Below are 17,582 nucleotides of genomic sequence, written 5' to 3' on the forward strand. Positions count from 1 at the left end.
CGGCGTATCTCACTCCCTGAGAACGTTTCTTGATCTTCACAATAGAGATCGTGCACTTTCACAATAAAGATGGGGTTCGCACTAAGTGCGAACCCCATCTTGAGTATTACGATCAGCGAGCGTTCACGGAACCGCCGGCTGCTTCGATCTTCTCCTTAGCGGAACCAGACCAAGCATCCACAGTGACGTTAACCTTCACCGACAGATCGCCATTGCCGAGAACCTTCACCAGGTGTCCGCTACGAACGGCGCCCAGGGCGACGAGCTGCTCGACAGTGACATCTCCACCATTCGGGAAGAGATCATTCAGTGCCGAAACATTGACCACTTGGTACTCAACACGAGCCGGGTTTTTGAAGCCGCGAAGCTTCGGAAGGCGCATATGCATCGGCATCTGGCCACCTTCGAAGCCTGGACGAACCTGGTAACGAGCCTTCGTACCCTTCGTACCGCGACCAGCAGTCTTGCCCTTCGAGCCCTCACCACGACCAACGCGAGTGCGAGACTTCTTGGAGCCTGGTGCCGGGTAGAGATCGTGAACCTTCAGGATCTTGCCTTCGTTCTGCTCTGCCATCAGTCAACCTCCTCCACTTCAACCAGGTGCGCCACGGCGCGGATCATACCTCGAACCGCTGGGGTATCTTCACGAACCACGCTCTGGTGGATCTTGCGAAGCCCGAGGGTCTTCATGGTTTCCTTCTGATTAACCTTCGAGCCAACGAGGCCCTTAACCTGAGTAATCTGAAGCTTCATCACGCACCAACTCCTGCGGCCGCAGCCTCATTCTCAGCTGCTGCCTCAGCGGCCTCAGCATCTTCACGAGCCTTCTTCTCGAACTCCGCACGAGCACGGAGCATCGCGGCCGGAGCCACGCGCTCAAGCGGGAGACCGCGGCGTGCTGCCACTGCCTCAGGCTGCTCGAGCTTCTTGAGAGCCGCAATGGTTCCACGCACGATGTTGATCGCGTTCGAAGAACCGAGCGACTTGCTCAGCACGTTGTGGATGCCAGCGGCTTCCATGATCGCACGAACCGGGCCACCAGCAATAACACCAGTACCCTGGGAAGCCGGACGAAGGAGAACCACGCCGGCGGCATCTTCACCCTGCACAACGTGCGGGATGGTGGTGCCCAAGCGCGGAACCTTGAAGAAGTTCTTCTTTGCTTCCTCGGTTCCCTTAGCAATTGCTGCAGGAACTTCCTTTGCCTTGCCGTAACCGACACCAACGGTGCCGTTGCCATCGCCAACCACCACAAGAGCGGTGAACGACATACGACGACCGCCCTTGACGGTCTTCGCAACGCGGTTAATGCTGACCACGCGCTCGACGTACGGATTCTTCTCCTCGGCGCGGCGATCGTTGCGGCGGTCATTGTTGCGGCCACCGCGGCGGCTCTGACGCTGTTCGCGTCCAGTGCCGTTCGCTTCATGCTGCTCTGCAGTCATGTCTTTATCCTCTCGCTTAGCCTTACAGGGTCAGTCCGCCGTCGCGGGCGCCATCAGCAACCGCAGCAACGCGACCATGGTACTTGTTACCGCCGCGGTCAAAGACCACTGCAGTAATTCCGGCCTCAGTAGCGCGCTTGGCGATCAGCTCGCCAACCTTGCGCGCCTTATCCACCTTGTTCTCGGAGCCAGAGCGAAGCTCGGCCTCGAGGGTAGAAGCAGACACCAGGGTACGGCCGACGGTATCGTCGATAACCTGCGCAACCATGTGGCGGTTGGAGCGGGTGACAACGAGACGTGGACGCTCGGTGGTACCCGAGATGCGCTTGCGCAGACGCATGTGGCGGCGTGCGCGAGCAACAAACTTGCCCTTGCCCTTGATTGATACTGCCATCACTTACCAGCCTTTCCAGCCTTGCGGCGGATCTGCTCACCGGCGTACTTAACACCCTTACCCTTGTAGGGTTCAGGCTTACGAAGCTTGCGGATGCGGGCAGCAATCTCGCCAACCAGCTGCTTGTTGATGCCATTCACCGAGAACTTCGTCGGGCCATCAACCTGGAAAGTGATGCCCTCAGGAGCTTCGACGAGGATGGTGTGCGAGTAGCCGAGCGAAAACTCGAGATCCGAACCCTTGGCAACGACGCGGTAACCAGTACCGACAATTTCGAGAGCCTTGGAGTAGCCTTCGGTCACGCCAATCACGTTGTTGTTGATCAGCGTGCGGGTCAGGCCGTGAAGTGAACGCGAAACACGCTCATCGTTCGGACGGGTAACGACGATTTCGCCGTCTTCGAGCGCGACCTCGATCGGAGCAGGAACCTCGTGGGTGAGTTCACCCTTAGGACCCTTCACCGAAACGGTGCGACCATCAATCTTGACCTCTACGCCAGCGGGGACGGCAACAGGGAGCTTACCAATACGAGACATTGTGAACTCCTTCCTTACCAGATGTAAGCGAGGACTTCCCCGCCTACGCCTTTGTCCTTGGCCTCGCGATCGGTCAGCAGTCCCGACGAAGTCGAAAGAATCGCAACGCCGAGGCCACCGAGGACCTGAGGGAGATTGGTGGACTTCGCGTAAACACGAAGACCCGGCTTCGAGATACGACGCAGACCAGCGAGCGCACGCTCGCGACCCGAACCGTACTTGAGGGTCAGGGTGAGGGTCTTGCCGACCTTCGCCTCCTCCACCTCGAACTTGGCGATGTAGCCTTCGCGCTCGAGAATCGAGGCGATATTGGCCTTCATCTTCGAGTACGGCATAGACACCGACTCGTGGAACGCCGAATTGGCGTTGCGCAGACGCGTGAGCATATCTGCAATTGGGTCTGTCATAGACATTGGGCTTTTGCCCTTCCTCGTCGTGGTTTCCCTTACGGACCTACGACGTAGTTTCTTACCAGCTGGACTTCTTGACGCCCGGGAGCTCGCCCGCGAGGGCCATCTCACGTAGGCAGACACGGCAGAGACCGAACTTGCGGTAAACCGAATGTGGACGGCCACAGCGCTGGCAGCGCGTGTAGGCACGAACGGCAAACTTCGGCTTACGAGCAGCCTTTACCTTCAGAGACGTTTTCGCCATTGTCAGTTCTCCTTAAACGGGAAGCCGAGGTGCTTGAGAAGCGAGCGACCCTCGTCATCGGTCTTAGCAGTGGTGACAACAGTGATATCCATACCACGGACACGATCAATCTTGTCCATGTCGATCTCGTGGAACACAGACTGTTCCGTCAGACCGAAGGTGTAGTTGCCATTGCCGTCGAACTGCTTCGCGGAAAGGCCGCGAAAATCGCGAATACGCGGCAGAGCGGTCGAGAGCAGACGATCAAGGAACTCCCACATGCGATCGCCACGAAGCGTCACATGGCAACCAATCGGCTGACCTTCGCGAAGCTTAAACTGAGCGATCGACTTGCGAGCCTTCGTCACCTGCGGCTTCTGGCCAGTAATCGCGGTGATGTCGGCAATAGCACCGTCGAGCACCTTCGAATCACGAGCGGCGTCCCCGACACCCATGTTCACAACGATCTTGGACAGACCTGGGATGAGCGAAACGTTCTCGTATTTGAACTCCTCCTGGAGCTTAGAAACGATTTCGTCCTTGTACATAGCCTTCTTACGAGGGGTCACAGTTCGATCTCCTCTCCTGCGCGGCGGCCGATACGCTCGCGCATGATCTTCTTACGACCATCACGCTCCACTTCGACCTCACGGAAGCCGACGCGAATCGGCTTCTTGTCCGGGCCAACAAGCGCGACGTTCGACACGTGAATCGGAGCCTCAACGGTCTCGATTCCACCGGTCGCAGCACCGCGCTCGGTGCGGGACACCTTTGTGTGCTTCTTGACGCGCTGCACGCCCTCGACTACCACGCGATCACGCTTGGTATCGACTTCGAGCACGCGGCCTTGGAGACCCTTGTCGCGACCAGCGATAACCTGAACCAGGTCACCCTTCTTGATCTTCGCCATCAGATCACCTCCGGAGCGAGCGAGACGATGCGCATAAACTTCTTATCGCGCAGCTCGCGTGCCACGGGCCCGAAAATACGGGTTCCGCGGGGCTCGTTGTCGTTCTTCAGGAGCACTGCCGCGTTCTCGTCGAACTTGATGTACGAACCGTCAGCGCGGCGCGTGCTCTTCGTTGCACGGACGACAACCGCCTTAACGACGTCGCCCTTCTTCACATTTCCGCCAGGGATAGCATCCTTGACGGTAGCGACAATCGTGTCGCCAATTCCGGCGTAGCGCCTCTTCGAGCCACCGAGAACACGGATGGTGAGAATTTCCTTCGCACCGGTGTTATCGGCGACTTTCAGCCGCGACTCCTGCTGGATCATTTATTATCTCCTGTCGTCGTGCCGGTTCTCTTTCGAGCCTTGCCGAACGGATGGGTTACTTCTCGGAAAACCGAGATCACTTGGCTCGCTCAATGATCTCGACCAGGCGGAAATGCTTGGTCGCAGACAACGGGCGGGTCTCCATGATACGGACGAGATCGCCGAGGTGCGCCTCGTTATTCTCGTCGTGAGCCTTAACCTTCTTGGTACGAGTCATGACCTTACCGTAAAGCGGGTGCTTACGGCGATCATTAACTTCAACCACGATGGTCTTGTCCATTTTCTCACTGACAACGTAGCCCGTGCGAACCTTACGGTAATTGCGCTGGGTCGTTTCAATCTGCTCGCTCATTGAGTTCCTCACTTCTTTGCCGACGGAGCGGTGCGAATGCCCAACTCACGCTCGCGGGCAACGGTGTAGATACGTGCGATTTCGCGGCGAACTTCCTTCAGGCGACCGCTGTCCTCGAGACGGTGGGTCACGGCGGAGAAACGAAGGTTAAACAGTTCTTCCTTCGACTCTCCAAGGCGCTCTGCGAGCTGCGCATCGGTGAGCTTATCGAGCTCTGCGGTGCTGATGCCCTTAGCCATCATTCACCTTCCTCTCGGGTAATAAAACGGGTCTTCATGGGAAGCTTATGCATCGCACGAGACATAGCCTCACGGGCCAGGTTCTCGTCAACGCCGCCGAGCTCGAAGAGAACACGGCCAGGCTTCACGTTTGCGATCCACCATTCCACAGCGCCCTTGCCTGAACCCATACGGGTACCAAGCGGCTTCTGGGTCAGCGGGCGATCCGGGAAGATGTTGATCCACACCTTGCCGCCACGCTTGATGTGACGGGTCATCGCAATACGTGCTGCTTCGATCTGACGGTTGGTGATGTAGGCCGGCTCGAGAGCCTGAATGCCGTATTCGCCAAATGCCAGGGTGTTGCCGCCCTTGGACATACCCGAACGGGTGGGACGGTGCTGCTTACGGTGCTTTGTGCGGCGGGGAATGAGCATTTAACTCAGGCCTCCGTTTCCTGGGTAGTAGCGGGCTGCTCGGCCTTAGGCGCCTCAGCCTTGTTCACGTTCTCCTGGCGGTTGCCACGGCCACCGCGGTTACCACGGTCATTACGACGGCCACCGCGACCATTGCCACGGCCACGGCCACGCGACGACTCGTTGAGCTGACGCTCGTACTCGGCGTCGGTCATATCGCCACGGTAAACCCAAACCTTCACACCGATACGGCCGAAGGTGGTCTTAGCCTCGTAGAAGCCATAGTCGATGTTTGCACGGAGCGTATGCAACGGCACACGACCTTCGAGGTAGAACTCGTTGCGCGACATTTCAGCGCCGCCAAGACGACCTGAAACCGATACGCGGATACCCTTCACGCCAGCACGCTGAGCCGATTGAATCGACTTACGCATTGCGCGACGGAACGAAACGCGAGCTGCAAGCTGCTCAGCAATACCCTGTGCGATCAGCTGGGCATCAGCTTCAGGATTCTTCACATCAAGGATGTTGAGGTGAATACCCTTGCCGATAAGCTTCTCAAGATCAGCGCGAAGGCGCTCAGCTTCAGCTCCTCGTCGGCCGATGACGATTCCTGGACGTGCGGTGTGGATATCCACAACCACGCGCTCCGAACGGCGCTCGATCTTCACGCGAGAGATTCCCGCGCGATCAAGGTTCTTCTCGACCATCTTACGGATCTTGATATCTTCGCCGATGAAATCGGCATAGCTCTGACCCGGCTTGGACGAATCAGTGAACCACTTGGCACGGTGCTCGGTGGTCAGACCGAGGCGGAAACCGGTCGGGTTAACTTTCTGTCCCATTATCAGGCTCCCTTCTTCTCGGACTTGGTGCCGTTCGAGACAACGACCGTGATGTGGCTCGTGCGCTTCAGGATGCGGTTTGCGCGACCCTGTGCACGCGGCTGGATGCGCTTCATTGTCGGGCCTTCGTCAACGTAGGCAGCCGAAACCACGAAATCGCCGTCGACAAACTTCTCACCGGCTGCATCTGCAGCGTAACGAGCGTTCGCGAGAGCCGACTCGAGAACCTTCTTCACGTCCTTCGCAACCGCCTGTGGCGCATATGTAAGCAGATCAACTGCTGCAAGTGCACGCATACCACGGATCTCGTTGACCACGCGGCGAGACTTCTGCGGAGTCACACGCACGTAACGCGCCTGTGCTTTTGCTTCCATAATTCTCTCCTCTTGCCTCAGCGGCGACGGCCCTTGCGATCGTCCTTGACGTGACCCTTGAAGGTGCGCGTCGGGGCGAACTCGCCGAGCTTGTGACCAACCATGGATTCGGTGACGAACACCGGAACGTGCTTCCGGCCGTCGTGAACTGCGAACGTGTGGCCAAGGAAGTCCGGCGTAATAACCGAGCGACGCGACCAAGTCTTAATAACGTTCTTGGTGCCCTTTTCATTCTGCTCGTCGACCTTCTTCATGAGATGGTCATCAACGAACGGGCCTTTCTTCAAACTACGCGGCATAGCTCATATCCTCCTGATCAGCGCTTCTTACCGGTCTTGCGACGGCGAACAATGAGCTTGTCGCTGTGCTTGTTGGCATGGCGGGTACGTCCCTCGGGCTTACCCCACGGAGTAACCGGATGGCGACCGCCGGAAGTCTTACCTTCACCACCACCATGTGGGTGGTCGAACGGGTTCATCACAACACCACGGACAGTTGGGCGAACGCCCTTCCAGCGCATACGGCCGGCCTTACCCCAGTTGATGTTGGACTGCTCAGCGTTGCCAACCTCGCCAACAGTGGCGCGGCAACGAGCATCAACATTGCGGATTTCGCCTGAAGGCATACGCAGCTGAGCGAGCTTACCTTCCTTCGCAACGAGCTGAACCGAAGTGCCAGCTGAACGTGCAATCTTGGCGCCGCCACCCGGACGCATCTCGACAGCGTGAATCACGGTACCAACCGGGATATTACGCAGCGGGAGGTTGTTGCCCGGCTTAATGTCAGCAGACGAACCGTTCTCAACCATGGCTCCCTGAACGAGCTTATTCGGAGCCAGAATATAGCGCTTCTCACCGTCGGCGTAGTGCAGAAGAGCAATACGCGCGGTACGGTTCGGATCGTATTCAATATGAGCAACACGTGCTGGCACGCCATCTTTGTCGTGACGACGGAAGTCAATCACGCGGTACTGGCGCTTGTGTCCGCCACCCTTATGACGAGTGGTGATGCGGCCGTTGTTGTTGCGGCCACCAGTCTTGTGAAGCGGGCGAAGCAGTGACTTCTCCGGAGTGGATCGGGTGATCTCGGCGAAGTCGGCAACGCTCGCACCGCGACGACCCGGGGTCGTCGGCTTGTACTTACGAATTCCCATGAGTTCTTTTCCTCTTAGTCCTGCCGGCGTCAGCCGACGATGTCACCGTAGATATCGATCGAGCCCTCACGGAGGGTCACGATAGCGCGCTTCGTTGCCTTGCGACGGCCAATGCCGTTGCGAGTACGACGAGTCTTGCCGTAACGGTTCTGGGTGTTCACCGAATCAACTTTGACCTTGAAGATCTCCTCGATCGCGAGTCTGATCTCGGTCTTGTTTGAATCCGGGTGCACGAGGAACGTGTACTTACCCTCGTCTTCCAGACGGGCTGCCTTCTCGGAGGCTACCGGCGCCAGGATAATGTCGCGCGGGTTCTTGTTCTTGAAAGCTGCGTACTCAGTCACTTCGTGGTCTCCTTCGAATTAGCGGCAACCCAGTTGTTCAGAGCAGCCTCGGTGAAGATGACGTCGTCCGCAACGAGCACATCGTATGCATTGAGCTGATCGGCGTAGAGCACATGTGCCTCAGGTGCGTTACGCAACGAGAGAGCTGAGAGCTCATCCGAACGCTCGATGACAACGAGCGAGTTACCGGACTGTGCAACCTTGTTCAGCAGAACGAGAGCGGTCTTGGTTGAAGGCTTCTCGCCACTGAGGAACTCGGTCACGACGTGGATGCGGCCGTTGCGTGCGCGGTCAGACAGAGCCTGGCGCAAAGCAGCAGCAATCATCTTCTTGGGGGTGCGCTGAGCGTAGGAGCGCGGCTGAGGACCGTGAACAGTTCCACCGCCGGTGAAGTGCGGTGCACGGATCGAGCCCTGACGAGCGCGGCCTGTCCCCTTCTGCTTGAACGGCTTAACGCCACCACCGGAGACCTCTCCACGGGTCTTGGTCTTGTGGGTGCCCTGGCGTGCAGCAGCAAGCTGAGCAACGACAACCTGGTGAATCAGCGGAATGTTAACCTCGAGGTCAAACAGATCAGCTGCCAGAGTCATATCGCCGGTCTTCTTACCGGTTGCATCGAGCACGTCTACCTTGAAGTCTGCCATTTAAAATCAGGCTCCCTTCACGGACGAACGAATAACGACCACGCCACCCTTGGGGCCCGGAATTGCACCGGTAACGAGAAGCAGGTTGTTCTCGGCGTCAATCGCGTGAATGGTCAGGTTCTGCACGGTGACGCGGGTCGAGCCCATGCGTCCTGCCATGCGCATACCGCGGAACACGCGGGACGGTGTGGCGCAGGCGCCAATCGAACCCGGCTTGCGGTGATTACGGTGGGCGCCGTGCGATGCCGAAACACCAGCAAAGCCGTGGCGCTTCATCACACCGGCGAAACCCTTGCCCTTGGACTTGCCGATAACATCGACAACTGCGCCAGCCTCGAAGGTCTCAACACCAAGCTCCTGACCGAGCGAGTACTCGGCAGCGTCCTCGGTGCGGATCTCAGCAACATGGCGACGCGGAGCGACTCCGGCTTTCTCGAAATGACCAGCAAGTGGCTTGGTCACGTTCTTGTTCTTCAGCTCACCAGAGCCGATCTGAACGGCGGCGTATCCGTCAACCTCAGGTGTGCGGATCTGCGTCACAACGTTCTTTCCAACAGACACCACGGTGACGGGAATGAGGTGGCCCTCTTCATCCCACACCTGGGTCATACCCAGCTTGGTACCGAGAAGCGCCTTGTAAGCAGGCTTCTGCGGCGCAAAAGTAATTTTCTTGGTCATAATGCGTTACCTCAGAGCGTAATATCGACGCTGACATCGGCCGGCAAGTCCAGACGACGCAGGGTATCGATGGTCTTCAGGGTCGGATCGACAATGTCGATCAGGCGCTTATGCGTACGCATTTCAAACGCCTCGCGACTGTCCTTGTACTTGTGGGGTGAGCGAATGACCGTGAAGACATTCTTCTCGGTCGGCAACGGAACTGGTCCCACAACAGACGCTCCAGTACGGGTAACTTCGTCGACGAGCTTTTTCGCTGCGTTGTCGATGACCTCGTGGTCATAAGACTTCAGACGGATGCGGATCTTTTGTCCCGCCATGGCGTCGTCTCCCTCTCTCTACCGCGGCTAACCAAAATCCCATAAGCATGGGCGTGCCGCACGATGATGAGTCGCAATCCGTCAAGCCCTATGTGATTTTGATGAACCATTCAATGTACCGGTCTGCTTTTGCAGATCGGCCAAGTTCTTAAAGCCCTCCCGGGCAACTGAACCAGTATGTCAGAAATTCCCCAGACGAGGCAATTTCATTCATTAGATCGTGTCCAAACACACGAAATAACAGAACTGGTGAGTGCCGTTTTGGCAAGAACCTGAAATATGTTACCAGCATTGTTATGCATTTTCCAAAACTGACGTTATGTTCCACCCCATGTTCCACTCCGCCATGTTTCCATCACCTTGAGGCACCAAGTGAAAACAAAGGAACCCCGATGCATTGCATCGGGGTTCCTTTGTTTTAACCGGTCAGATCATCACTTGATGATCTTGGTGACGCGGCCTGAACCAACAGTGTGGCCACCCTCGCGGATAGCGAAGCCAAGACCCTCTTCCATAGCGATTGGCTGGATGAGCTCAACGGTCATCTCAGTGTTATCGCCAGGCATGACCATCTCGGTACCCTCTGGGAGAGTGATGATGCCGGTCACGTCGGTGGTACGGAAGTAGAACTGCGGACGGTAGTTCGAGAAGAACGGGTTATGACGGCCGCCCTCTTCCTTCTTCAACACGTAGACCTGTGCTTCGAAGTTGGTGTGCGGGGTGATCGAACCCGGCTTGGCCACAACCTGGCCACGCTCAACGTCCTCACGCTTGGTGCCACGCAGGAGGAGGCCACAGTTTTCGCCAGCCTCAGCGTAGTCCATCTGCTTGTGGAACATCTCAATACCAGTAACGGTGGTCTTCTGAGGAGCTCGAATGCCGAGAATCTCGACTTCTTCGTTCAGGTTCAGCTGGCCACGCTCAACACGACCGGTCACAACGGTACCACGGCCGGTGATGGTGAAGACGTCCTCGATCGGCATGAGGAACGGCTTGTCGAGATCGCGAACTGGATCGTCGAAGTAGGTGTCAACAGCTTCCATGAGCTCTTCGATGGAAGCAGTCCACTTCTCGTCGCCCTCAAGAGCCTTGAGAGCCGAGATCTTCACCACTGGGAGATCGTCACCCGGGTAATCCTGGGACGAGAGGAGGTCACGAACTTCCATCTCAACGAGCTCGAGGAGCTCTTCATCGTCAACCATGTCAGCCTTGTTAAGGGCAACGATGATCTGCGGCACGCCCACCTGGCGAGCGAGCAGAACGTGCTCACGGGTCTGAGCCATCGGGCCGTCAGTAGCAGCAACCACGAGGATTGCGCCGTCCATCTGAGCGGCACCGGTAATCATGTTCTTGATGTAGTCAGCGTGGCCCGGGGCGTCAACGTGAGCGTAATGACGCTTTTCGGTCTGGTACTCAACGTGGGAAACGTTGATGGTAATTCCGCGCTGGCGCTCTTCTGGAGCGTTATCAACCTGGTCGAACGGGGTGAATTCGTTCAGATCCGGGTACTTGTCTGCGAGAACCTTCGTGATAGCAGCGGTCGTCGTCGTCTTACCGTGATCGACGTGACCGATGGTGCCGATATTCATATGCGGCTTGGACTTGTCGTACTTGGCCTTGGCCACTATTCCCCTCCTGGGATTCGATTGTTTGGTTGTATAGCTTTGGGACGGAAGCACACGCTCCCTAACCCGAGGCCAGAAACCTACTGGTTACTGTTTATTGTAATCTACCTGTTGGCTCACTCGCCACGGGTCTTCTGGATGATTTCGTCGGACACAGCCTTCGGAACCTCCTGGTACTTTGCGAACTGCATGGTGTACACCGCGCGACCCTGCGTCTTGGAACGCAGATCGCCAATGTAACCAAACATTTCGGAAAGCGGAACGAGAGCGCGAACAATCTTCACACCCGTCGCATCCTCCATCGAGGAGATCTGACCACGGCGAGAGTTAAGGTCGCCGATCACATCTCCCATGTACTCCTCAGGAGTACGAACCTCCACGTCCATCACAGGTTCGAGGATAACCGGCTTCGCGCGCTTAGCGCCCTCACGGAATACCATCTGGCCTGCAATCTTGAACGCCATTTCGGAGGAATCGACGTCGTGGTACGCACCATCTTCGAGGGTGGCCTTCACGTTCACCATCGGGTAACCGGCGAGAACACCGTTCTCCATGGCAGCCTGAATACCAGCATCGACTGACGGAATGTACTCGCGCGGCACGCGGCCGCCGGTAACGGCGTCGACAAACTCGTAGGTCTTGCCTTCTTCGTTCTCCTCAAGAGGCTCGAAGGTCACAAGAACCTTTGCGAATTGACCGGAACCACCGGTCTGCTTCTTGTGAGTGTACTCGACGGACTTTGCAGTGCCGCGGATTGTCTCACGGTAAGCAACCATCGGCGAGCCAACATTCGCATCAACCTTGAATTCACGACGCATACGGTCGACAAGAATATCAAGGTGGAGCTCACCCATGCCGCCAATAACGGTCTGACCAGACTCATCATCGAGGCGAACCGTAAAGGTCGGATCCTCTTCAGCCAGCTTCTGGATAGCGAGACCCAGCTTCTCCTGGTCAGCCTTCGACTTCGGCTCGATGGCCACGTGGATCACTGGATCCGGGAAGGTCATCGATTCGAGCGAGATGGGGTGGTTGACATCAGTCAAAGAATCACCCGTGGTGGTGTCCTTGAGACCAACGACGGCGTAAATGTGACCTGCGTGTGCAGCATCAACCGGGTTTTCCTTGTTCGAGTGCATCTGGAAAATCTTTCCGATGCGCTCCTTCTTACCCTTGGTGGCGTTGAGAACCTGGTCACCCTGCGAAACTTTGCCCGAGTAAATACGGACGAAAGTCAGGCGCCCGAAGAACGGGTGAACGGCAATCTTGAAGGCAAGAGCGGAGAACGGGGCATCCTCTGAAGGCTCACGGGTGAGCTCGACTTCTTCATCCTTCGGATCATGACCATGAACAGCACCAATGTCGAGCGGTGAGGGGAGGTAATCCACAACAGCGTCGAGAATTGGCTGCACGCCGATATTCTTGTAGGCCGAACCAGCGAAGACTGGGAACGCCTCAGAAGCGATCGTCATACGGCGAATAACTGCCTTCATCTCTTCCACGGTTGGCTCTTCGCCACCGAGGTACTTCTCGAGCAATTCTTCGTCATTCTCAGCGATGGTCTCGATAAGCTCGTTGCGGTACTCTTCCGCTTTATCGAGCATATCTGCTGGAATTTCCTCTTCCACAACGACAGAACCGAGGGTGTCGTTCCCCTTGTCGTCCTTCGCCGGGAATCGGATTGCCTTCATCTTGAGCAGATCGACGACGCCGGAGAGCTCTGACTCAGCACCGATCGGCAGGTTAAGAACGAGCGGCTTTGCCTTGAGACGTTCCTTGATGGTCTGCACGGAGAAATAGAAGTCCGCACCCATCTTGTCCATCTTGTTGATGAAGCAGACGCGCGGAACATCGTACTTGTCGGCCTGGCGCCACACAGTCTCTGACTGTGGCTCCACGCCTTCCTTACCGTCGAACACTGCAACAGCGCCGTCGAGGACACGCAGCGAACGCTCCACCTCAACAGTGAAGTCAACGTGGCCAGGGGTGTCGATGATGTTGATCTGAACATCCTTGCCCCGAGCGTTCTTCCAGTAGGAGGTCACAGCAGCCGACGTAATCGTGATGCCGCGCTCCTTCTCCTGCTCCATCCAGTCGGTTGTCGAAGCGCCGTCGTGGGTTTCACCGATCTTGTAGTTGATACCGGTGTAGAAAAGAATGCGCTCGGTCGTGGTGGTCTTACCGGCGTCGATGTGCGCCATAATACCAATGTTACGAACGCGGCTGAGGTCTGTAATAACCTTATGCTCTGCCACTTGGATAGCTCCCTTCGATTACCAACGGTAGTGGGCGAAGGCGCGGTTAGCCTCAGCCATACGGTGCATATCCTCGCGGCGCTTCACAGCAGCTCCGAGGCCATTTGCAGCGTCCATGATCTCGTTCATGAGACGATCCTGCATGGTGTTCTCACGACGCTGGCGGGAGAAATCAACGAGCCAGCGCAGAGCGAGCGTGTTAGCACGGTTCGGCTTGACTTCGGTTGGAACCTGGTAGGTCGCACCACCGACGCGGCGCGAACGAACTTCGAGCTGCGGGCGGATGTTTTCCATCGCGCGCTTGAGAACGTCGAGCGGTTCTTGGCTGGTCTTTGCGGCGACACCTGCGAGCGCACCGTAAACAATAGCCTCTGCCTTCGTCTTCTTACCGTCGAGCAGAACGCGGTTAATGAGCTGGGTAACGAGCTGCGAGTGGTGAACCGGATCGGCCACCAACGGGCGCTTCTTGATTGGGCCCTTACGTGCCATTACTTCTTCTCCTTCTTCGCACCGTACTTGGAACGTCCCTGCGAACGGTTCTTCACACCCTGGGTGTCAAGCGCGCCGCGGACGATGTGGTAACGAACACCCGGGAGATCCTTCACACGGCCTCCACGAACGAGCACGATCGAGTGCTCCTGGAGGTTGTGACCCTCACCTGGGATGTATGCGGAGACCTCGATACCCGAGGAAAGACGCACACGGGCAACCTTACGAAGAGCCGAGTTCGGCTTCTTCGGAGTGGTGGTGTAGACGCGGGTGCACACGCCTCGACGCTGTGGGGAACCCTTCAGCGCGCGAGTAGAGGATGCACTCGACTTGTTCGAGCGGCCCTTACGGACCAGCTGCTGAATAGTTGGCACTATTACTCCTATGTCGAATGATTTCGTCAGTTTTGCCCGCCTGCCAAGCCCTTTTCACTTCAGCCTGCGGTCAGAGGGACACCGTCCCCTCATCACGTCCGTGGGCTTCAAGTTGGAAAAATTCATTGCGTGGAGGCAATGGCTCTTTCCAAACAGGGCAACATAAAGCCCCCGGAACGGGCACCATTGTCAAGAATAGTGCCCGCGGGAGCAAAACGTCAAAAGTATGTATTCACCGACGCAGGTGGGGTCGGGCACATTTCCAAAATCAAGAACGAGCCTCACAACTTATGTCCTGCGTTATTTACCTGTGACAAAAAATCGTGCGCCCAACACATACACGCAACAGAAGCTCAGCGCCGCTACGACGTCGGAGCCGTCACGAAGTGGTAGCGCCCACGGGTAGGCGATCTGCGAATAGTCTGGTGCTCCAAGAACCCAACATAGCCCCGCGTACGTCACTGGTAGTATCCACGAGTATTCCATTGAGAAAAAATGCCTTGAGACAAGGATGATGCCCAGTCCTCCAATCACATTTCGGGCGGCGATAGCTAAAGATCCAAACGACAGCCCAAGGAGAGGGACAGCAGCAGCCAAACACAAAACTGCAGCCAATGGCACACATAATACAAGCAACAAGCGATAGCGGAATCGGGGTGAAACAGGGAAACATTCCTCAATCTCAAGACTTGGTGAAGTGAAGCTCGGAATAAAACCGACAGGCACGAGGAATACAAGCACATAGAACGGGACGAACTCTGCCTCATATCTGAATAACACGTCAAGCGAATACGTATCCCCTATTCCAGAAATAAAGAATGTTGCCACTAAAGTCGCAACGAAGCTTGGAATACGAATCCAAATTTTGGCGAATGTTCTCATTTCAACCGTCACATGCACTTGTCATCACAGTGTAGGCGTTGCGAGCTCGAACAATATCACTTTCGCCAAGCAACCATCGTGCGACTTCCTCGCGTGCATCCGTCATCTCGAAGCGCGTTTCGGCCGGTATCTGGTCTCGTGCTTCCTCAGACATCTGTGACACACACGAAAATTCCCAAAGAAAATTCATAGCTGTCGAGGTGTCCAATGCAGACTTCGAGACAATGTCTGCGAAACTCATAGATCCCGGTATTGTCACTTTTTCCCCTCGCACACCCAGATCTAGCTGCACGAGCCGATTCACGGGCGACTCAAGTTTCCGAGTGATGTGAGCCAACGCATGTTTTTGTTCGTTAGGAACACAAATATTGATATCCGAGTGACCTACGTTCGCACATGCGACGAATGGACGATTCTCCCATAAGGGGATATCACGTTGGAGGGTGAAAGAGGACAAAGCCACGATAAATAAAACAATGCCTATCGACGAAAGCGTCATATTCTTGTATGCATTCGCCGTGAGTACTGCGAGCCCACCGATAACGAAAGCAAGAAATGATACGAGGAGAAAAAGTAAGGCACGCGTCGAGTATTGCATCTGCCCCAACCATTCGACCGATGCACCCGCATAATCTCCCGCAACCGATAAGCCTCCGACATCGAAGGCAGTCGCAATATAAAGCGCAATAACAACAAGCGGTCCGGTGAGCAAATAGGGAAAAATATACCCCAATCCTGCCCCCAAAAAGATCATCGCGATGATATGTGCGATTGCCACGGGCAGAGGAGCAAGTGCTAACCATGCAAAAGCGTTACCGTGCGCCAAACTGATCGCAGTAACAACTGCAGATGCTAATGCTATGCCAAAGATAGCTCCACCAGACATCGCGATGGGATCGGCAACGTATGCGAGAAACTGACCTCGTGCAGGAAAACTCGAGATGATTTCTGCTCGTGATTGTTGCACCCATGAGCGCACCGCAGCGAGCCCCGCTAAGACAGGAGCGACAATAGTGGTTGCCGATAACGCTGAGTCAATCTCCCATATATAGGAGATATGGGTTTGCGAATATGAAAGAAAATAGGACAGGAGTGTCAGAGCGGCAGTGATGCCGAGCGCTAGAACAAACCAAAGATGTTTAATGGCCCAAGACATACAGATACCCCGCTTCCAAATCAGACATCCCTTTCGCTCCCTCACCATATGAACGCAGAGCGTCAACAGTGCCATTCCAGATCACTTTGCCCTCGTTTAATACGCTGATTGCGTGAGCTATTCCGCTGAGGTCTTCAATGATGTGGGTTGAAAGTAAAACCGTACTCTCAGTGGCAAGGTTTTCTACCATCTGTCGGAAATGGATACGTTGCTCAGGGTCTAAACCCACTGTGGGCTCATCAAGAATAACGACTTCAGGACTGTGAACAATCGCTCCTGCAAGATACACTCGGCGGCGCTCTCCCCCAGAAAGCTGACCAATCTTACGATCTCTCAATTGGTACACATTCGTGGCTTCGAGAGCGGCTGCGACTGCGCGGCTTACTTCGTTGCGACCGCCATTCATCCGAAAACAATACTCGACAAAGTCTCCAACAGAAGTCAACGACGTCCACGTCGGATTTTGTGGGAGATATCCAGTTTTCTGACGGAGAACTGACCGCGAACGAGCCGAGAGAATTTTCTCTCCGTCGTGCATCACATACCCTGATGACGGCTTGATGATGCCAGCTAAGATGCGCAAAACAGTGGTCTTGCCTGCCCCATTGGGTCCAACCAGTCCAGTTAACCCTCGTGGAAGTTCAATATTTAAATCAGAAAAGACTTCACGGGAGCCATAGGAAAATCGGAGGTTCTTGCCTTCTCTCACAATCATGGAGTATCGCCTCTCGCTCAGATTATCGTGTCACCGTTAACGGCTTACTGCACCGATCCCATGACCATTTCACATCTTGGCAAACCGTTGCATCTGCAGCATGTCGATTTGCCGATAATCCGCCGCGAATATTCTTGCCGGACAGAGTGTAAGTAGTACCCGAAGTGCTGCGTTTTGTTTCATCTTTCGAGGATGCTAACACAATCTCCGGGACACCGAGGACAATCGCGGATAGAGATGCGAGTACACAGACTTTTCGGGCGAACTTCATCGTTCCTCCAGTGAGAGTAAACGTCAGTTGTCTCTCACTGACAGCGTGGGAATTGTGCCTTGATCGTACAGAAAAAATTGCGCTGTCAATAATGCGACTCATTCTACATGCTGTGTATCGATCTTGTTTTCCGTACATGTATCGATCTTGTTTTCCGTACATGTATCGGCCTTGTTTTACCTACA

At 55.8% G+C, this 17,582-nt stretch carries 28 protein-coding genes; all 28 read right to left on the reverse strand.

What is annotated here, in order from left to right:
- Nucleotides 1–112: 112 nt before the first annotated feature.
- Nucleotides 113–574, reverse strand: coding sequence for a 50S ribosomal protein L15 (rplO, locus tag ACTOVJ_RS03200; RefSeq protein ID WP_449501226.1), 462 nt, complete (start codon nt 572–574; stop codon nt 113–115).
- On the reverse strand, nt 574–756 hold the full coding sequence (rpmD, locus tag ACTOVJ_RS03205; RefSeq protein WP_449501227.1) for a 50S ribosomal protein L30: 183 nt from the start codon (nt 754–756) through the stop codon (nt 574–576). The genes rplO and rpmD overlap by 1 nt, the downstream gene beginning before the upstream one ends.
- On the reverse strand, nt 753–1,445 hold the full coding sequence (gene rpsE, locus ACTOVJ_RS03210) for a 30S ribosomal protein S5 (protein ID WP_449501228.1): 693 nt from the start codon (nt 1,443–1,445) through the stop codon (nt 753–755). The genes rpmD and rpsE overlap by 4 nt, the downstream gene beginning before the upstream one ends.
- 22 nt (nt 1,446–1,467) lie before the next feature.
- Nucleotides 1,468–1,839 carry a 50S ribosomal protein L18 gene (gene rplR / locus ACTOVJ_RS03215; protein WP_278013584.1) on the reverse strand — a complete coding sequence of 124 codons (372 nt, stop codon included), beginning with the start codon at nt 1,837–1,839 and terminating at the stop codon, nt 1,468–1,470.
- Entirely contained in the window at nt 1,839–2,375 is a 537-nt protein-coding gene (rplF, locus tag ACTOVJ_RS03220; protein WP_449501229.1) for a 50S ribosomal protein L6, read from the reverse strand. The genes rplR and rplF overlap by 1 nt, the downstream gene beginning before the upstream one ends.
- 14 nt (nt 2,376–2,389) lie before the next feature.
- On the reverse strand, nt 2,390–2,788 hold the full coding sequence (rpsH, locus tag ACTOVJ_RS03225; RefSeq protein ID WP_278013196.1) for a 30S ribosomal protein S8: 399 nt from the start codon (nt 2,786–2,788) through the stop codon (nt 2,390–2,392).
- A 55-nt stretch (nt 2,789–2,843) separates the two neighbouring features.
- The gene (locus tag ACTOVJ_RS03230; RefSeq protein ID WP_278013195.1) at nt 2,844–3,029 is read right to left on the reverse strand and encodes a type Z 30S ribosomal protein S14; all 186 of its coding nucleotides are present in this window, start codon (nt 3,027–3,029) and stop codon (nt 2,844–2,846) included.
- Between the two features lie 2 nt (nt 3,030–3,031).
- Nucleotides 3,032–3,577 (reverse strand): 50S ribosomal protein L5, encoded by a 546-nt coding sequence (gene rplE, locus ACTOVJ_RS03235; protein ID WP_278013194.1) that lies wholly within the window; start codon nt 3,575–3,577, stop codon nt 3,032–3,034.
- On the reverse strand, nt 3,574–3,918 hold the full coding sequence (gene rplX / locus ACTOVJ_RS03240) for a 50S ribosomal protein L24 (protein WP_278013193.1): 345 nt from the start codon (nt 3,916–3,918) through the stop codon (nt 3,574–3,576). Before rplX ends, rplE begins: the two co-directional genes overlap by 4 nt.
- Complete coding sequence (gene rplN, locus ACTOVJ_RS03245; protein ID WP_278013192.1) at nt 3,918–4,286, reverse strand: 50S ribosomal protein L14; 369 nt, start codon at nt 4,284–4,286, stop codon at nt 3,918–3,920. Before rplN ends, rplX begins: the two co-directional genes overlap by 1 nt.
- A gap of 76 nt (nt 4,287–4,362) precedes the next feature.
- Entirely contained in the window at nt 4,363–4,638 is a 276-nt protein-coding gene (gene rpsQ, locus ACTOVJ_RS03250; RefSeq protein ID WP_278013191.1) for a 30S ribosomal protein S17, read from the reverse strand.
- Nucleotides 4,639–4,646: 8 nt separating this feature from the next.
- Nucleotides 4,647–4,880, reverse strand: coding sequence for a 50S ribosomal protein L29 (gene rpmC, locus ACTOVJ_RS03255; RefSeq protein ID WP_370870596.1), 234 nt, complete (start codon nt 4,878–4,880; stop codon nt 4,647–4,649).
- Nucleotides 4,877–5,293: a 50S ribosomal protein L16 gene (rplP, locus tag ACTOVJ_RS03260; protein WP_449501230.1), complete on the reverse strand. Its 417-nt coding sequence runs from the start codon at nt 5,291–5,293 to the stop codon at nt 4,877–4,879. Before rplP ends, rpmC begins: the two co-directional genes overlap by 4 nt.
- Nucleotides 5,294–5,298: 5 nt before the next feature.
- Complete coding sequence (gene rpsC, locus ACTOVJ_RS03265; protein WP_449501231.1) at nt 5,299–6,117, reverse strand: 30S ribosomal protein S3; 819 nt, start codon at nt 6,115–6,117, stop codon at nt 5,299–5,301.
- A 2-nt stretch (nt 6,118–6,119) separates the two neighbouring features.
- A complete protein-coding gene (gene rplV / locus ACTOVJ_RS03270; RefSeq protein WP_449501232.1) occupies nt 6,120–6,491 on the reverse strand; it encodes a 50S ribosomal protein L22 in 372 nt (123 codons plus the stop codon).
- 17 nt (nt 6,492–6,508) lie between these two features.
- The gene (gene rpsS / locus ACTOVJ_RS03275) at nt 6,509–6,790 is read right to left on the reverse strand and encodes a 30S ribosomal protein S19 (protein WP_278059360.1); all 282 of its coding nucleotides are present in this window, start codon (nt 6,788–6,790) and stop codon (nt 6,509–6,511) included.
- A 17-nt stretch (nt 6,791–6,807) separates the two neighbouring features.
- A complete protein-coding gene (gene rplB, locus ACTOVJ_RS03280) occupies nt 6,808–7,644 on the reverse strand; it encodes a 50S ribosomal protein L2 (protein WP_449501233.1) in 837 nt (278 codons plus the stop codon).
- A gap of 29 nt (nt 7,645–7,673) precedes the next feature.
- A complete protein-coding gene (rplW, locus tag ACTOVJ_RS03285; RefSeq protein WP_278013185.1) occupies nt 7,674–7,988 on the reverse strand; it encodes a 50S ribosomal protein L23 in 315 nt (104 codons plus the stop codon).
- Nucleotides 7,985–8,632, reverse strand: coding sequence for a 50S ribosomal protein L4 (gene rplD / locus ACTOVJ_RS03290; protein ID WP_449501234.1), 648 nt, complete (start codon nt 8,630–8,632; stop codon nt 7,985–7,987). The genes rplW and rplD overlap by 4 nt, the downstream gene beginning before the upstream one ends.
- A 6-nt stretch (nt 8,633–8,638) precedes the next feature.
- Entirely contained in the window at nt 8,639–9,310 is a 672-nt protein-coding gene (gene rplC, locus ACTOVJ_RS03295) for a 50S ribosomal protein L3 (RefSeq protein WP_449503734.1), read from the reverse strand.
- An 11-nt stretch (nt 9,311–9,321) separates the two neighbouring features.
- Nucleotides 9,322–9,630, reverse strand: coding sequence for a 30S ribosomal protein S10 (gene rpsJ, locus ACTOVJ_RS03300; RefSeq protein WP_278013182.1), 309 nt, complete (start codon nt 9,628–9,630; stop codon nt 9,322–9,324).
- A gap of 434 nt (nt 9,631–10,064) precedes the next feature.
- Nucleotides 10,065–11,255, reverse strand: a complete 1,191-nt coding sequence (gene tuf / locus ACTOVJ_RS03305; RefSeq protein ID WP_278013181.1) for an elongation factor Tu — start codon at nt 11,253–11,255, stop codon at nt 10,065–10,067.
- Nucleotides 11,256–11,371: 116 nt separating this feature from the next.
- Entirely contained in the window at nt 11,372–13,510 is a 2,139-nt protein-coding gene (gene fusA, locus ACTOVJ_RS03310) for an elongation factor G (protein WP_449501235.1), read from the reverse strand.
- Between the two features lie 18 nt (nt 13,511–13,528).
- Nucleotides 13,529–13,999 (reverse strand): 30S ribosomal protein S7, encoded by a 471-nt coding sequence (rpsG, locus tag ACTOVJ_RS03315; protein WP_278013180.1) that lies wholly within the window; start codon nt 13,997–13,999, stop codon nt 13,529–13,531.
- Nucleotides 13,999–14,373, reverse strand: a complete 375-nt coding sequence (gene rpsL, locus ACTOVJ_RS03320; RefSeq protein WP_449501236.1) for a 30S ribosomal protein S12 — start codon at nt 14,371–14,373, stop codon at nt 13,999–14,001. Before rpsL ends, rpsG begins: the two co-directional genes overlap by 1 nt.
- A gap of 300 nt (nt 14,374–14,673) precedes the next feature.
- Nucleotides 14,674–15,273, reverse strand: coding sequence for a hypothetical protein (locus tag ACTOVJ_RS03325; RefSeq protein ID WP_449503733.1), 600 nt, complete (start codon nt 15,271–15,273; stop codon nt 14,674–14,676).
- Nucleotides 15,257–16,411, reverse strand: coding sequence for a hypothetical protein (locus ACTOVJ_RS03330; protein WP_449503732.1), 1,155 nt, complete (start codon nt 16,409–16,411; stop codon nt 15,257–15,259). Before ACTOVJ_RS03330 ends, ACTOVJ_RS03325 begins: the two co-directional genes overlap by 17 nt.
- A complete protein-coding gene (locus ACTOVJ_RS03335; protein ID WP_449501239.1) occupies nt 16,395–17,126 on the reverse strand; it encodes an ATP-binding cassette domain-containing protein in 732 nt (243 codons plus the stop codon). The genes ACTOVJ_RS03330 and ACTOVJ_RS03335 overlap by 17 nt, the downstream gene beginning before the upstream one ends.
- Between the last annotated feature and the right edge of the window lie 456 nt (nt 17,127–17,582).

This window comes from Arcanobacterium sp. (ex Cirak et al. 2026), assembly GCF_053585065.1.

Coding starts and splice junctions, on each gene's coding strand:
- ACTOVJ_RS03330 (WP_449503732.1), bottom strand. CDS start 16,411: ATGTCTTGGGCCATTAAACATCTTTGGTTTGTTCTAGCGCTCGGCATC.
- rplP (WP_449501230.1), bottom strand. CDS start 5,293: ATGCTCATTCCCCGCCGCACAAAGCACCGTAAGCAGCACCGTCCCACC.
- rpsS (WP_278059360.1), bottom strand. CDS start 6,790: ATGCCGCGTAGTTTGAAGAAAGGCCCGTTCGTTGATGACCATCTCATG.
- rpsE (WP_449501228.1), bottom strand. CDS start 1,445: ATGACTGCAGAGCAGCATGAAGCGAACGGCACTGGACGCGAACAGCGT.
- rplR (WP_278013584.1), bottom strand. CDS start 1,839: ATGGCAGTATCAATCAAGGGCAAGGGCAAGTTTGTTGCTCGCGCACGC.
- rplO (WP_449501226.1), bottom strand. CDS start 574: ATGGCAGAGCAGAACGAAGGCAAGATCCTGAAGGTTCACGATCTCTAC.
- rpsQ (WP_278013191.1), bottom strand. CDS start 4,638: ATGAGCGAGCAGATTGAAACGACCCAGCGCAATTACCGTAAGGTTCGC.
- ACTOVJ_RS03230 (WP_278013195.1), bottom strand. CDS start 3,029: ATGGCGAAAACGTCTCTGAAGGTAAAGGCTGCTCGTAAGCCGAAGTTT.
- rpsG (WP_278013180.1), bottom strand. CDS start 13,999: ATGGCACGTAAGGGCCCAATCAAGAAGCGCCCGTTGGTGGCCGATCCG.
- ACTOVJ_RS03335 (WP_449501239.1), bottom strand. CDS start 17,126: ATGATTGTGAGAGAAGGCAAGAACCTCCGATTTTCCTATGGCTCCCGT.
- rplF (WP_449501229.1), bottom strand. CDS start 2,375: ATGTCTCGTATTGGTAAGCTCCCTGTTGCCGTCCCCGCTGGCGTAGAG.
- rplX (WP_278013193.1), bottom strand. CDS start 3,918: ATGGCGAAGATCAAGAAGGGTGACCTGGTTCAGGTTATCGCTGGTCGC.
- rplD (WP_449501234.1), bottom strand. CDS start 8,632: ATGGCAGACTTCAAGGTAGACGTGCTCGATGCAACCGGTAAGAAGACC.
- rpsH (WP_278013196.1), bottom strand. CDS start 2,788: ATGTCTATGACAGACCCAATTGCAGATATGCTCACGCGTCTGCGCAAC.
- rplB (WP_449501233.1), bottom strand. CDS start 7,644: ATGGGAATTCGTAAGTACAAGCCGACGACCCCGGGTCGTCGCGGTGCG.
- rpsJ (WP_278013182.1), bottom strand. CDS start 9,630: ATGGCGGGACAAAAGATCCGCATCCGTCTGAAGTCTTATGACCACGAG.
- rplC (WP_449503734.1), bottom strand. CDS start 9,310: ATGACCAAGAAAATTACTTTTGCGCCGCAGAAGCCTGCTTACAAGGCG.
- rpsC (WP_449501231.1), bottom strand. CDS start 6,117: ATGGGACAGAAAGTTAACCCGACCGGTTTCCGCCTCGGTCTGACCACC.
- rplV (WP_449501232.1), bottom strand. CDS start 6,491: ATGGAAGCAAAAGCACAGGCGCGTTACGTGCGTGTGACTCCGCAGAAG.
- rpmC (WP_370870596.1), bottom strand. CDS start 4,880: ATGATGGCTAAGGGCATCAGCACCGCAGAGCTCGATAAGCTCACCGAT.
- rplN (WP_278013192.1), bottom strand. CDS start 4,286: ATGATCCAGCAGGAGTCGCGGCTGAAAGTCGCCGATAACACCGGTGCG.